The 14452-nt window shown below is 62.8% G+C and carries 12 protein-coding genes; all 12 read right to left on the bottom strand.

From position 1 onward, the window contains the following. Nucleotides 1-315: 315 nt before the first annotated feature. Nucleotides 316-1506, bottom strand: a complete 1191-nt coding sequence (gene ftsZ / locus HDE79_RS04200) for a cell division protein FtsZ (protein WP_184600637.1) — start codon at nt 1504-1506, stop codon at nt 316-318. A gap of 165 nt (nt 1507-1671) precedes the next feature. Beyond that, nucleotides 1672-2904 (bottom strand): cell division protein FtsA, encoded by a 1233-nt coding sequence (gene ftsA, locus HDE79_RS04195; protein WP_184600636.1) that lies wholly within the window; start codon nt 2902-2904, stop codon nt 1672-1674. 10 nt (nt 2905-2914) lie between these two features. After that, nucleotides 2915-3652, bottom strand: a complete 738-nt coding sequence (locus tag HDE79_RS04190) for a cell division protein FtsQ/DivIB (protein WP_184600635.1) — start codon at nt 3650-3652, stop codon at nt 2915-2917. Then, entirely contained in the window at nt 3649-4602 is a 954-nt protein-coding gene (locus HDE79_RS04185) for a D-alanine--D-alanine ligase (RefSeq protein ID WP_184600634.1), read from the bottom strand. Before HDE79_RS04185 ends, HDE79_RS04190 begins: the two co-directional genes overlap by 4 nt. A gap of 14 nt (nt 4603-4616) precedes the next feature. Continuing rightward, entirely contained in the window at nt 4617-6059 is a 1443-nt protein-coding gene (gene murC, locus HDE79_RS04180; RefSeq protein ID WP_184600633.1) for a UDP-N-acetylmuramate--L-alanine ligase, read from the bottom strand. Continuing rightward, nucleotides 6056-7129 (bottom strand): undecaprenyldiphospho-muramoylpentapeptide beta-N-acetylglucosaminyltransferase, encoded by a 1074-nt coding sequence (gene murG, locus HDE79_RS04175; RefSeq protein ID WP_184600632.1) that lies wholly within the window; start codon nt 7127-7129, stop codon nt 6056-6058. Before murG ends, murC begins: the two co-directional genes overlap by 4 nt. After that, nucleotides 7126-8367 (bottom strand): putative lipid II flippase FtsW, encoded by a 1242-nt coding sequence (ftsW, locus tag HDE79_RS04170; protein WP_184600631.1) that lies wholly within the window; start codon nt 8365-8367, stop codon nt 7126-7128. The genes murG and ftsW overlap by 4 nt, the downstream gene beginning before the upstream one ends. After that, on the bottom strand, nt 8367-9467 hold the full coding sequence (gene mraY / locus HDE79_RS04165; protein WP_184600630.1) for a phospho-N-acetylmuramoyl-pentapeptide-transferase: 1101 nt from the start codon (nt 9465-9467) through the stop codon (nt 8367-8369). The genes ftsW and mraY overlap by 1 nt, the downstream gene beginning before the upstream one ends. Continuing rightward, complete coding sequence (gene murF / locus HDE79_RS04160; RefSeq protein WP_184600629.1) at nt 9457-10875, bottom strand: UDP-N-acetylmuramoyl-tripeptide--D-alanyl-D-alanine ligase; 1419 nt, start codon at nt 10873-10875, stop codon at nt 9457-9459. The genes mraY and murF overlap by 11 nt, the downstream gene beginning before the upstream one ends. Further along, complete coding sequence (locus tag HDE79_RS04155; RefSeq protein WP_184600628.1) at nt 10872-12377, bottom strand: UDP-N-acetylmuramoyl-L-alanyl-D-glutamate--2,6-diaminopimelate ligase; 1506 nt, start codon at nt 12375-12377, stop codon at nt 10872-10874. Before HDE79_RS04155 ends, murF begins: the two co-directional genes overlap by 4 nt. Then, on the bottom strand, nt 12374-14191 hold the full coding sequence (locus HDE79_RS04150; RefSeq protein WP_255488233.1) for a penicillin-binding protein 2: 1818 nt from the start codon (nt 14189-14191) through the stop codon (nt 12374-12376). Before HDE79_RS04150 ends, HDE79_RS04155 begins: the two co-directional genes overlap by 4 nt. Next, the gene (gene ftsL, locus HDE79_RS04145; RefSeq protein ID WP_184601103.1) at nt 14191-14451 is read right to left on the bottom strand and encodes a cell division protein FtsL; all 261 of its coding nucleotides are present in this window, start codon (nt 14449-14451) and stop codon (nt 14191-14193) included. The genes HDE79_RS04150 and ftsL overlap by 1 nt, the downstream gene beginning before the upstream one ends. Nucleotide 14452 lies beyond the last annotated feature (1 nt).

Genomic DNA, 14452 nt, shown 5'->3' with positions numbered 1-14452 from the left:
GAACCCTGCTCCCGATACCATCGAGCATCTCGACACAACGCCCGTGCCTGGGACGGGAATCCGGCACGGGTGTCGAACCAGCAACTCAGGCAGAACCTGACTTGCCAGCCATGCGCCACTCCGGACGCATAGTCATTGCTCGCACACGAACGAACCAACAGTCCGAACGCTTAGCCAGCACACCTCGGCGCAAAAATCATGCCGAGTCGTCATCTGCCTCGCGTAAAGCACGCGCAATAGATGCGATTTCAAATGGACCGGCTAAACGGGCATTTGTTCAATAATTTCACGCCTCCTTAGCGATTCTTTTCAAACTCAGTCCGCCTGACGGCGCAGAAACGCCGGAATATCCAGGTAATCGAAGCCCGGTTCGGCACTCTTGGCCGGCACGCCATTCGCATCGGCGCGGGCATGATGGCTCACCGTCGTCGCTTCCGGCTGGGCATAGTCGACCACTTCGTTACCGGTGCCGGTACGCAGCACGACCGGACGTGGACGCATCTGCACTTGTTGGGTTTCGACCATGCGCATCGGCTGACGCGAGGCGGCGGCACGGTTGAGGCCAGTAGCGACCACAGTGACGCGCACGTCGTCCTTCATGTCCGGATCGAGTGAAGTACCAATCACCACGGTGGCGTCTTCGCTGGCGAAGTCGTGGATGATCCGACCGATTTCGTCGAACTCGCGCATGGTCAGGTTGGTGCCGGCTGTGACATTGACCAGGATGCCGCAGGCGCCGTTGAGGTTGACATCTTCCAGCAGCGGATTCTTGATCGCCGCTTCCGCCGCCGCCTGCGCACGGTCATCGCCGCGGGCAGTGCCCGAGCCCATCATCGCCAGGCCCATTTCGGACATCACGGTGCGCACGTCGGCAAAGTCGACGTTGATCAGGCCAGGAGCTGTGATCAGGTCCGCAATACCCTGCACGGCGCCCTGCAAGACGTCGTTGGCTGCCTTGAACGCATTCAGCAGGGTCACGTCGCGACCCAGCACGCTGAGCAGCTTCTCGTTCGGCACGGTGATCAGCGAGTCCACATGCTGCGACAGGTCCTCGATGCCCTTCAGGGCGACCTGCATGCGCCGACGACCCTCGAACGGGAATGGCTTGGTGACCACGGCCACGGTGAGGATGCCCTTTTCCTTGGCCAGCTGCGCCACCACTGGTGCCGCGCCAGTGCCGGTACCGCCGCCCATGCCGGCGGTGATGAACACCATGTCGGCACCTTCGAGCATCGCTTCGATGCGTTCACGATCTTCCAGCGCGGCCTGACGGCCAACCTCTGGATTGGCGCCGGCGCCGAGACCCTTGGTCACATTGCCGCCCAGCTGCAAATGGGTGCGCGAGCCGCAGCTGGTCATGGCTTGCGCGTCGGTGTTGGCGACGATGAATTCGACGCCTTCGATGTTGGCATTGAGCATGTGGGCCACGGCATTGCCGCCGCCGCCGCCTACGCCGATGACTTTAATGACTGCATTTGGTGCGAGCTTATCGATGAGTTCAAACATTTCCCGTCCTCCTAAAGAGTTGTTGTCGTTGTAACCAGGTAACGCGACTCCTTGTCGGTCCATGGTGGTGGGCTGGTTCCATCTGCCCTGGGTGACAACTCCATGCGCCACCCGAAAACGTTGCTGTTAAAAAAACCTGTTGTTCAAAAACCTTGTCGCTCGAAATCAGAAATTCTTGGTGATCCAGCCACGCAGCTTGTCGACGATGCCGCCGACACTGCCGCCGGCCGGTCCGCTCACGCGCATGCCGCCGGATCGCGCGCCATGCAGCAGCAAGCCGACGCCGGTAGCGTGCAGCGGACTGGCCACGACTTCGCCCAGACCGCTGATCTGCTGCGGCACGCCGATGCGCACCATCTTGTGGAAGATCTCTTCGGCCAGCTCCAGCGCGCCTTCCATCTTGGAAGCGCCACCAGTCAGCACCACGCCGGCGGCGACCAGGCTCTCGTAGCCGGAGCGACGCAGCTGGTCCTGCACCATCTCGAAGATTTCCTCGTAACGCGCCTGCACGCTTTGCGCGAGCGACTGCCGGGCCAGCCGGCGCGGCGGACGATCACCCACGCTGGGCACCTGGATGGTCTCCTCGGCATGCGCCAGTCCGGTCTGCGCGCAGGCGTACTTGATCTTGATTTCCTCGGCATGCGCCGTTGGCGTATGCACGCCATAGGCAATGTCGCTGGTCACCTGATCACCGCCGATCGGCAGCGAGGCGGTGAAACGGATCGAGCCCTGCGTGTAGATCGCAATGTCGGTGGTGCCGGCGCCGATATCGACCAGGCAGACGCCCAGCTCGCGCTCGTCGTCGGTCAGCACGGCCTTGGCACTGGCCAGCGCCGAAGGCACCAGCTCGTCGACGGACAACCCGCAGCGCTGTATGCACTTGGTGATGTTCTGCACCGCCGCCGCTGCACCGGTGACCAGATGCACATTGGCCTCCAGCCGCACACCGCTCATGCCGACTGGCGAGCGGATGCCGTCCTGGCCGTCGATGCGATATTCCTGCGACTCCTTATATAGAACCTTGCGATCGGCCGGGATCGCGACCGCACTGGCCGCCTCCAGCACCTGCTCCAGATCAGCCGCGGTGACCTCGCGGTCGCGAATCGCCGCGTTGCCATGCGAGTTGCGCGTCTCCAGATGGCTGCCAGAGATCGATGCAACCACCGAGCGGATATCGCAGCCTGCCATCAGCTCGGCCTCTTCCACCGCGCGCTGGATCGAATGCACGGTAGATTCGATGTCGACCACCGAGCCGCGCTTCATGCCGCGCGACACATGGGTGCCGATGCCGATCACGGTGATCGGCTCGCCTGGCTCGTACTCACCGACAATCGCCACCACTTTCGAGGTGCCAATATCGAGGCCGACGACCAGTTGTTTGTCGTTGCGAGGCTTCATAAGGAGATACTCATATGCGGGTCGGGCCTCCAGCGTGGGTAGCGATCGGCGGTTGTGGCCAGCGCACGGCAAATCCGTTGGTGTAGCGAAGATCGGCGTAGGCGAAGGCGTCGGCATGACCGGCCGTCATCTGCGGATAGACGTCGAGGAAGCGGCGCAGCCGACGGCCAGCCTGGTCGCGATCGCCGATCACGATCTGCGCACCGCTGGCGGTGGTGACGCTCCAGCTGCCGCGCTCGGTCAGCGCAACGCCGGTGATTTCCAGATGCGTACCGGCGAAGGCCTTGTGCGTCTCGGCATAAAAGCTAACCACCTCGGCCAGCCGATCGTCCGGCCCGTGCAGGTTCGGCAGCGCGCTGGTGTCATCCGTACCAGGCGCATCGAATACCAGGCCCTGTCGGCTGATCAGCTGCTTGTCGTTCCAGCGCGCAAATGGCTGACGCTCATAGATACGAAGCAACAAGGTGTCGGGCCAGCGCTTGCGCGCCTCCACTGACTCGACCCAAGGCAGCGCGGCGACCGCTTTCTGCACGGCGTCGAGATCCAGCGCGAAAAAGCCCTTGCCAAGTCGTGGCAACACCACCGCACGCAACTGATCCGCAGTGACGTGTTTGAACTCCGCCTGCACGGTGAGCTGGGTCACGGGCCACCGATTGGCCGCAAACCATCCGCGCAGCACGCCGACGATCGGCAGCGCGACCAGCGCGATGGCCAGGCACCAGGCGATGAGGCGGACGGTGCCTCTCATGCGTCCTCCCGGAAACTGGTCTCGAGTACGCGCCAACAAAGTTCTTGATAGTCGATGCCCGCTTCGGCGGCAGCCTTGGGCACCAGCGAGTGTGAGGTCATGCCCGGCGCGGTATTCACTTCCAGCAGCCAGTTACGACCGGCGGCATCACGCATCACATCGACGCGTCCCCAGCCTGCGCAGGCCAGCGCATCGAAGGCGCGCAGCGACAACTCGCGCAGTGCCTGCTCGGCGGCGCCATCCAGGCCAGGGCAGATGTACTGCGTATCGTCGGCGATGTATTTGGCGTTGTAGTCGTAGTACTCACCCTTTGGCACGATGCGGATGCTGGCAAGTACCTGCTGATCGAGAATGCCGACGGTGAATTCACCGCCGCCTTCGATCAGCGTTTCCATCATCAGGTCGCCCGGATATTTCGCCGCCAGCGCCACCGCCGCATCCAGATCCTTTTCGTCAAAAACGCGCGTGACGCCAACGCTGGAGCCTTCCCAGGCCGGTTTCACCACCAGCGGAAAACCGATCTCGCGCGCCGCGGCATGCATGTCGGCTCCGCGTGGTAACGCCTTGAAGAGCGGTGTCGGCAGACCGATCGCCTGCCACACCTGCTTGGCGCGAATCTTGTCCAGCGACAGCGCCGAACCGAGCACGCCCGAACCGGTAAACGGCACGCCGAGCGACTGCAGCGCGCCCTGCAGCTCGCCGTTCTCGCCGCCGGCACCGTGCAGGATATTGAACACGCGTGCGAAGTGACCGGCGCGAACCGCATCCAGCAACGCCGGAATGCCGTCGATGGCATGTGCATCCACACCGCGCGCCTTCAGGGCGGCCAACACACCGCGACCGGAATCCAGCGACACCTCACGCTCGGCCGAACTCCCGCCCATCGCCACGGCAACACGGCCGAACTGAGCCGGGTCGGTGATCTTGTTTGGCCGGATTTTATTAAACATAGGGTTTGACTGACTCATGATTTATGCGTCCTCAGCTCACCGGCCTGCGATAGTTCCAGTGCTGCGGCACCGATGTCGCCCGCGCCAAGCAACAACAGCAGATCACCGTCGCGCAACAGGGTCGGTAATGTGTCCTTGAATTCGCGCGGATGCTCGATCAGCACCGGATCAACCTTGCCGCGTGCGCGCACCGCACGCGCCAGCGCGCGGCCATCGGCGCCTGCGATCGGCACCTCGCCAGCGGGATAGACATCCGTCAGCACGAGCACGTCGGCTTCCGCCAGTACGTTGGCAAAGTCATCCAGCAGATCACGCGTGCGGCTGTAACGATGCGGCTGAAAACCCACCACCAGGCGACGCTTTGGCCAACCACCACGCGCGGCCTCGAACACCGCGGCGAGTTCACGCGGGTGGTGACCATAGTCGTCGACCAGCAGCACGCTGCCGTGATCGAGCGCGATTTCGCCGCGAGCATGAAAGCGTCGACCGACGCCCTGGAAATGTTCCAGCGCGTGCGCCATCGCCTCGGCTTCCACACCGAGCTGCCAGCCGATAGTGACCGCGGCCAGCGCGTTCAACACATTGTGTCGACCAGGCAGATTCAACTTCATGGGCAGCGCATCAGCGCGGCCCGGCAACACCACATCGAAGTGCATCTCGAAACCGTGCTGGGTGATGTTGATGGCGCGCACATCGGCGTCGGGCGTATCGATGCCATAAGTCATCACGCGACGCGTGGTGGACTTGGCCAGCTCAGCCACTTCCTCGTCATCGACGCACAACACGGCAAGACCGTAGAACGGCAGCCGGTGCAGAAAATCGGCGAAGGCTTTTTTCACCTGCGCGAAGTCGCCGCCGTAATTTTCCAGATGATCGGCATCGATATTGGTGACCGCCGCAATCACTGGCGACAGCAGCAGGAACGAGCCATCGGACTCGTCAGCTTCTGCCACCAGATACTGACCAGTACCGAGCCGTGCGTTGGCACCAGCCGCATTGAGCTGGCCGCCGATCACGAAGGTCGGGTCGTAGCCTGCTTCGGCAAGCACGCTGGCGGTGAGGCTGGTGGTGGTGGTCTTGCCATGCGTACCGGCAATCGCGATGCCACGGCGGAAGCGCATCAGTTCGCCCAGCATCTCCGCGCGCGGAATCACCGGAACACGCGCGGCACGTGCAGCGACCAGCTCGGGATTGTCCTTGCTGATCGCGCTTGAGGTCACCACCACATCGGCATCACCGATATGTTCGGCGGCATGTCCGACATGCACGCTGATGCCGAGCTGCTGCAGACGTTGCGCTGTGGGCGAGTTGGCCCGATCCGAGCCGGACACGGCATAGCCGAGATTGTGCAGCACCTCGGCGATACCACTCATGCCGACACCACCAATGCCAATGAAATGCACACGGCGGAACGTGCTCATCAAATCCTCGTGGGCATGCAGGCGACGCAGTGTCATGCGGCGACCTCCATGCAAGCACGCGCGATCATTTGCGCTGCATCGGGTTTGGCCAGCGTGCGCGCGGCGACAGCCATCGCAGTCACGCGAGCGCGGTCATGCAGCAACGCAGAAAGTCGCTGCGCCAGTTGCTGTGCGTCAAGATCACGCTCCTGAATCAGTTCGGCCGCACCGATCGCAACCAGTGCTTCGGCATTGCGCGTCTGGTGGTCATCCACCGCGTGCGGAAACGGCACCAGCACTGCGCCCAGTCCTGCAGCCGTGAGTTCAGCCAGCGTCAGCGCGCCGGCACGACAGACAGCCAGATCGGCCCAGCCGTAGCTACCTGCCATGTCATCGATAAAGGGGACGACTTCGGCTTCGACGCCGGCCTGTGCATACGCAGCGCGAGCCTCATCGAGACCGCGGCTACCGCACTGATGCAACACTTCCGGACGTTCTGCCGGCGTCAGTTGCGCCAGCGCTTTCGGCACCGCCAGATTCAGCGCACGTGCGCCGAGGCTGCCGCCAAGTACCAGCAATCGCGGCGTGCTGGTGCGGGCGCCGATACGCTGCGTCGGTTCGGGTAGCGATGCGATGGAAGCACGTACCGGATTGCCCACCCACTCGGCATTCGGCAACGCATCCGCGAAACCCGCCAGCACGCGCTTGGCCAAGCTCGCCAGCTTGCGATTAGTGAATCCGGCCACGCGATTCTGCTCATGCACCAGCAGCGGCCGGCGCAACAACCATGCCGCGAGGCCACCGGGGCCGGCGACATAGCCACCCATCGAAAGCACGCTGCGAGGTTTGGTTTTGCTCAACACCCGCAGCGAGGCGCCCAGCGCGCGCAGCAACATCAGCGGTGCCAGCAATCGGGTACGCAAGCCTTTGCCCCGCAAGCCACCGACCGCCACCGTATGCAGTTCGATCTGGTGTGCCGGTACGACTTTCGTCTCCATGCCGCCGACCGCACCGAGCCACACCACCGGTATGCCCTGCGCGCGCAGACACTCGGCCACCGCGAGGCCGGGGAAAATGTGGCCACCGGTGCCACCGGCCATGATCAACACGGGCTCGGAGGCGGTCATGCGGCCATTGCCTCGCCCGGGTGAATGACGGCGACATTCGCGTCAGGTGCTGACGCCGCCAATGACATGCGATTGCGCACTTCGCGCGCGTCGAGCGCACGATTGATCTCAAACGTCGCGCGCAGCAGCACGCCAGCCATCGCGCAAGTCAGCGCCATCGATGAGCCGCCGTAGCTGATCAGTGGCAAGGTCAACCCCTTGGTTGGCAGCGCGCCGAGATTCACGCCCACCGACACGATGGCCTGCATCGCGATCATCAGCGAAATACCAAACGCCACGTAGCCCGCAAACCGCTGGCCAATCTCGACACCCTTCAGCCCCAGATACAGACCGCGCCCCACTACTATCGCGAACAGACCCATCACCAGCACCACGCCGGCCATGCCCAGTTCCTCGCCGATCACCGCGAAAATGAAGTCGGTGTGCGCCTCCGGGAGGTATGACAGTTTCAGCACGCTGGAACCCAGACCGACACCGGTCCATTCGCCACGGCCGATCGCCATGAGTGATTGGGTCAGCTGAAAGCCGTCGTCAAACGGATGATCCCAGGGATGCATGAACGTCGTCAGCCGCTTCATGCGATAGCTTTCGCCAGTCGCTGCGACATACAGCAGCGGCATCAGCGGAAGACCCATCAAGAACAGGAAGACCGGACGCGCGCCACCCAGCCACACCATCGCGATGCTCACCGCAATTACCAATGTAGCCGAGCCGAAGTCCGGCTGTGCGAGTAGCAGCAGCACGATGATGCCGGCAACGGCGATCGGCTTGATCAGGCCCATGAAGCGCGTCTCGACGCTTTCGCGATGACGTACCAGGTAGCTGGCGATGTAGATCACCAGGATGAGCTTTACTGCTTCCACCGGCTGGAAGGTGGTCACCAATAGATTCAACCAGCGCCGTGCGCCGTTGATGCGCATGCCAAAGTGCGGCACGAAGACAGCGAGCAACAGGACGAAGGCAAGGGCCAATAGCGGAAACGCGTACTTCTCGAATAGCTTCAGCTCGGTGCGCATCACCATGCCGGCTGCCAGCATGCCGAGGCTGAGAAAGATCAGGTGCTTCTTGAGGAAATAGAACTGCCCCAAGTGCTGGCTATCGGCTACCGCGATCGAGCTCGAAGTCACCATCACCACACCCACGCTGGCGAGTCCGATCAAACCGATCAGAAGCAGCATGTCGAAGCGTCCGCGCGGACCTTCGCGGCGTTTTGCCTGGGTGTTGTCGAAGTCGAACATCAGCGCACCTTCAACGTGGCAAGACCGACGAGTACCAGCACGACGCTGATGATCCAGAAACGCACGATGACGCGGGGCTCGGGCCAGCCCTTCAATTCGAAGTGGTGGTGGATCGGCGCCATGCGGAAGATACGTTTGCCAGTCATCTTGAAGCTGGCCACCTGCAACATCACCGACACGGTTTCCATCACGAACACGCCACCCATGATCAGCAGCACGATTTCCTGCCGCACGATCACCGCCACACAGCCGAGCGCCGCACCCATCGCCAGCGCGCCGACATCACCCATGAACACCTGCGCCGGATACGTGTTGAACCAAAGGAACCCGAGGCCCGCACCGGACAGTGCGCCGCAAAAGATGGCCAGCTCGCCGGCGCCCGGAATCGACGGAATGCCGAGATATTCGGAAAATAGCTTGTTACCGGCGAGGTAAGCGAATACGCCCAACGCGCCCGACACCAGCACAGTCGGCATGATCGCGAGACCGTCCAGACCATCGGTAAGGTTCACTGCGTTGGAGAAACCGACGATCATGAAGTACGTCAGCACGACGAAGAACAAGCCCATCGGGATCACTACGTGCTTGAACACCGGCACGTACAGCGCGGTCTCCGCAACCGGCAAGGCGCCCACCGCATGCGGTGCGCTGTAATAGAGGAACAGCGCTGCACCGACACCGAACACCGATTGCCAGAAATACTTCCAGCGACTGGCCAGGCCACGGCTGTCCTTCAGCACCAGCTTACGGTAATCGTCGTAGAAACCGATCGCACCGTAGGCCAGCATCACCGCCAGCACCGTCCACACATAGCGATTGTGCAAGTCGGCCCATAACAGGGTGGCGACAACGACTGAGAGCAGCACCATCACGCCACCCATCGTCGGCGTACCGGCCTTGACCAGATGCGTCTGCGGACCGTCGGTGCGGACCACCTGCCCCGCCTTCAACGCAGCCAGTTTTCGGATCAGCGCCGGACCGAACAGCAGTGACGTTGCCAGCGCGGTAAGCGCAGCCATGATCGTACGGAAGGTGATGTATTGGAAAAGGTGGGGGGCGGTGTAATGCCGGGCCATCCAATCCGATAGTTCAAGCAACATCGGATGCCCTCCCTTTGTTGGTGTCTTCCGTGTGAGCGTGTTGGGCACTGGTCTCAGCGCGATCGCCCAGCGCGACCACGACCTGTTCCATACCGGCGGACCGTGAACCCTTGATCAGGCAGGTCACGCCGTCGTGCAGTTGATTCTTGAGTGCAGCGATCAGGGATACCTTGTCAGCGAAGTGCTCGCCTTGCGCACCAAATGCTTCAACGGTAGCTGCGTTCAGAGGACCCACCGCAAACAGGCGATCGACACCGCTGTCGCGCGCGCGCTGGCCGATACCCGCATGCAGCGCCCGGGCATCGGTTCCGAGTTCAGCCATGTCGCCCAACACCAACCAGCGTTCGCCGTGAGCCAGCAGCAAGGTGTCGATCGCCGCCATCATCGAACTGGGATTGGCGTTGTAGCTATCGTCAATCAAAGTCCAGCCGCCGCGCGTCGTGATGCGCCGCAGCCGGCCTGACACACCGCTGACCTGCTCCAATCCGATGACGATGGTGTCCAACGGAACCTCCAGCGCCAGAGCAACAGCGGCAGCAGCCAGCGCGTTGGCTATGTTGTGGCGGCCAGGGAGGGTCAGCGACACTTCGACATCGCCCTGCGGCGTGCTGAGTACAAAGCGCGAGCCATCGATGCCCTGATCGAGAATGTCGGCGCCAACGTCAGCCTTATGATCAAGCCCGAAGCGCAGCACCTTGCGCGAGCCAACCAGCCCGGCAAAGAAACTGGCAAAGGCATCATCGGCATTGATGATCGCGACGCCGTCAGCGGGCAGCGCCTGATACAGCGCACCCTTGGTTTCCGCCACGCCTTCGATACTGCCCATCCGCTCAAGATGCGCCGGCGCAATGAGAGTGACGAGGCCAACATCGGGCCGTGCAATGGCAGCGAGGTAATCGATGTCGCCCGGCTTGCCTGCGCCCATCTCGAGCACCGCAAATTGCGTGTCCTGCGGCATCGACAGCAGAGTCAGCGGCAGGCCCAGTTCGTTGTTGTAATTGCCCGAGCTGACGTGAGTGCGGCCGTGGCGTGAAAGGATCGATGCAGTGAGCGTCTTCACCGTAGTCTTGCCGTTGGAACCGGTGATGCCGACCACGCGCACGTGGTGCTGCGCGCGTACAGCGCTGGCCAGATCGCCCAATGCCAGTGTGGCGTCCTTCACCAGCACCTGCGGCAGCGCACTCTCGATCGTGCGTGTGACCAGCGCAGCGACGGCTCCGCGTGCAGCAGCATCGGCGAGGTAATCGTGACCGTCGGCGTGCTCGCCTTTGATAGCGACAAACAGATCCCCGGGCACAACCTTACGCGTATCGATGGCCACGCCACTGATTTTGATATCCGTGCTCGCGGCATCCGCACCGAGCAGATGGCCGTGGGTCCACATCGCAATGGTATTCAACAGCATCATGCGCGCTGCTCCCGGCTCATCCGATCGAGCGCGGCGTGCGCCACGGCCAGATCGTCGAACGGGCGCTTGCCCGTCGCACCTTCCTGATACGTTTCGTGCCCCTTGCCGGCAATCAGGACGACGTCGCCGGAATGCGCGAGCTGCAGCGCTTCGCCGATCGCTTTTGCGCGATCACGCTCCACCGCCATCGATGGTGACGCAACCATGCCGGCAACGATCTGCGCCACGATGACGTCGCCATCTTCGCCACGCGGGTTGTCGTCGGTGACAATCGCCACGTCGGCCAGCCGCGCTGCGATGCCGCCCATCAGCGGACGCTTGCCGGCATCGCGTTCACCACCGCATCCGAACACGCAGATCAGTCGGCCAGCGCAGTGCCCACGCAATGCGGTGAGCGCCTGCTCCAGCGCGTCGGGCGTATGTGCGTAATCGACCACTACCAGCGGCATGCCATGCAATCCACCCAGCCGGCTCATGCGTCCATTCACAGGCTGCAGGCTTTCGACCGCACCGATGATGCGTTCGAACGGTTCACCCAACGCGCCGAGGCAGGCCACCACGGTGAGCAGGTTGGCCACATTGAAACGACCCAGAAGATGACTGTTCACCATGCGCGCACCCCATGGCGTGCGCAGCCGGAACACTAGGCCTTCGGACGAGGTAACGATGTCGCTGGCGATGATGTCCGCATCACCCAAACCGGTGCTACTGACCCGCAGCGCCTGCACGCCTGTAGGCAACATGGTCAGCAAATCCGCACCGTACGCATCGTCGATATTGATGACGGCGACCTGCAGACCTAGCCACGAAAACAGCTTGGCTTTGGCTGCGCCATAAGCCTCCATGCTGCCGTGATAATCCAGGTGATCGCGAGTGAGATTGGTGAAAGCGGCCACCTCGAAATCGACGGCGGATACGCGCCCCTGTTCCAGCGCGTGCGAGGAAACTTCCATCGCTACATGGCTGGCGCCGGCATCGCGAAAATCGGCCAACTGCTGCTGCACCGTGATCGCGTCTGGCGTGGTGCGCTCGCCTTCGAGCAGCTTGCCATGCAGGCCGGCACCCAGCGTGCCGATGCTTGCCGCGCGATGACCGAGAAACGTCAGCGCCTGTGTCAACAGCTGCACGCAGGAGGTCTTTCCATTCGTACCGGTGATGCCGACCACACGCATCGACTCGGTGGGACGATCGTAAAAGCGCGCAGCGATTTCGCCGACCTGATCGCGCAGTCCATCGATCCACAGCAGCGGCACATCGAGCGGCGCGACCTCGACAGCGGGCGCTTCGGCCAGCACAACCTGCGCGCCGCGCTGCACGGCGCCAGCCGCGAATTCAATGCCATGGCCCTGGGTTCCACGCAGCGCAAAGAAAGCATCACCGCGGCGCACGCGGCGCGAGTCGAGCGATAGTCCGGAGACAACTATACGTGCCGCGCCTCGTGCCCGCGCCACTTGCGCATCGGCAATACCCATCAGCAACTGGTCGAGTTGGCCGGTGCTCATGGCGTCGCCTCGTCAACCGGCGCTTCCTCGATATTCGGCGCCTCCGGTGGCTTGCTGCCGGTCAATCCGTTCTGGTCCTGCACGGGGCCGCCGACATACCAGCGGCCAATGTTGTCGGGCGGGATATCGAGCAAACGCAGCGCGCCATCCATCACCTTGGCGAACACCGGACCGGAGACCAGACCACCGTAGTAGCTGCCCTTCTTCGGACTGTCGATCACCACGGCGGCGACAAGACGCGGATTGGTCGCCGGCACGAAGCCCGCAAACGCCGCGCCGTAGTTGTCTTTGGAGTAGCCGCCGACGGTGGCCTTATGCGCGGTCCCGGTTTTGCCGGCCACCGTGTAGTTGGCAATCCACGCATAGGGCGCCGCGGTGCCACCCGGCTGGGTGGTGGTTTCCAGCATGCCGATAAGCTCTTTGGATATCTGCGGTTCGATGATCGTCTTGGCATCGTTTTCGCCACCCTTGATAAAGGTGGGCGGATGCATCACGCCGCCATCGGCAATCGTCGCGTACGCGTTGGCGAGCTGCAGCACGGTGACGTTGAGCCCATAGCCGTAGCCAAGAATGGCTTTTTCGCGCAGACCCCAACCGCTACCAGATTTCATGTGACCGGACGCTTCGCCGGGAAAACCGCTGTTGGTGCTGGAACCGAAACCGAACGCGCGGTAGGTGTCGTACATCAGACTGGTGTCGAGATCGGCCGCGATGTGTGCAGCGCCCACGTTGCTCGACTTGGTGATGACGCCCGTGGGCGTGAGTACGCCCCAGTTGTGCGTGTCGTGGATGTCGTGTCCGAGAAAGAACCAGTGTCCACCCGTGGTGTCGATCAACGGGCTGGTCGGCGTGAACTTGCCGCTGGATAGCGCCGCTGCCATCAGAACCGGCTTGATCGTCGAACCCGGCTCGAATACGTCGGTCATCGAGCGGTTGCGGCGATCCGATGCCGCCGTGCTCACCAATGCGTTCGGGTTGTAAGTCGGCAGGTTGACCATCGCCAACACTTCGCCGGTCTTGACGTCGAGAATCACCATCGAGCCGGAGTCGGCGTTCGACTTCTCGATCGCCGCCTTCAGCTCGCTGTAGGCAAGAAACTGCACGCGGCGATCGATGCTCAGCGTGAGGTTGCGGCCGGGCTGCGGGGCACGCACCTGCTCGACGTCTTCCACGATGTGACCCATGCGATCGCGGATCACGCGCTTTTCGCCTGGTTTGCCGGACAGCCAGTCGTCGTAGGCCAGCTCCAGACCTTCCTGACCGTGATCATCGATATTGGTAAAACCAAGCACGTGCGAGGTCACCTCACCGGACGGATAGAAGCGGCGAAATTCGCGTTGACCATTGACGCCAGGAATACCCAGATCGAGCACGGCCTGCGCGGCTTCCGGCGCCATCTGACGACGCAGAAAGAGAAACTCGCGATCGGAACGTTGCTCAAGGCGCTCTTTCAGTTCTTCGGCATCGGCACCCAGCGCCTGTGCCAGCTGCGGAATCCGGTCTTCGTTCTCAAGCACTTCAGACGGGTTGGCCCAGATCGACATCACCGGCGTGGATACCGCCAGCGGCTCGCCGTTGCGATCGAAGATCGTCCCGCGCGAAACCGGAATCGGCATCTCGCGCAAAAAGCGCGCATCGCCCTGGCGCTGATAGAACTGCTTGCCGACCACCTGCAGATCGAACGCACGCGCCATCAACCCGAGCGACGCCAGCCCGAGCAGACTGACCACCACGGTCATGCGCTTGCTGGCGCTGGGGCCGGCACTATGCCGACGGCCCTGTCGCGATGATGGGGTTGGCTTGCGCGTAACCATCAGTGCAGCAACCGGATGTCTTGCGGGCGCGGGTTGAGCATGCCCAGTTTTTGACGCGCCTGGTCGTCGATGCGGCGTGGCTCGGCGTACGTGGCCTGCTCCAGCTCGAGCTTGCCGTATTCGATATTCAGCTCGTCGCGCTGGTTCTGCAGGGTCGTGAGAATGACGAACAGCACGCGGCTCTCGTGGCGTGTCCACACCACGCCGAGCGCGCTGGCCAGCACGGCCGCGAGCAGGATCAGCATGATGAGTGCGCCGATC

The sequence above is a fragment of the Rhodanobacter sp. MP1X3 genome, from assembly GCF_014207165.1.
In the GTDB taxonomy this organism is placed as follows: Bacteria; Pseudomonadota; Gammaproteobacteria; order Xanthomonadales; family Rhodanobacteraceae; genus Rhodanobacter.
This window is presented reverse-complemented; position numbering and strand designations above follow the sequence as displayed.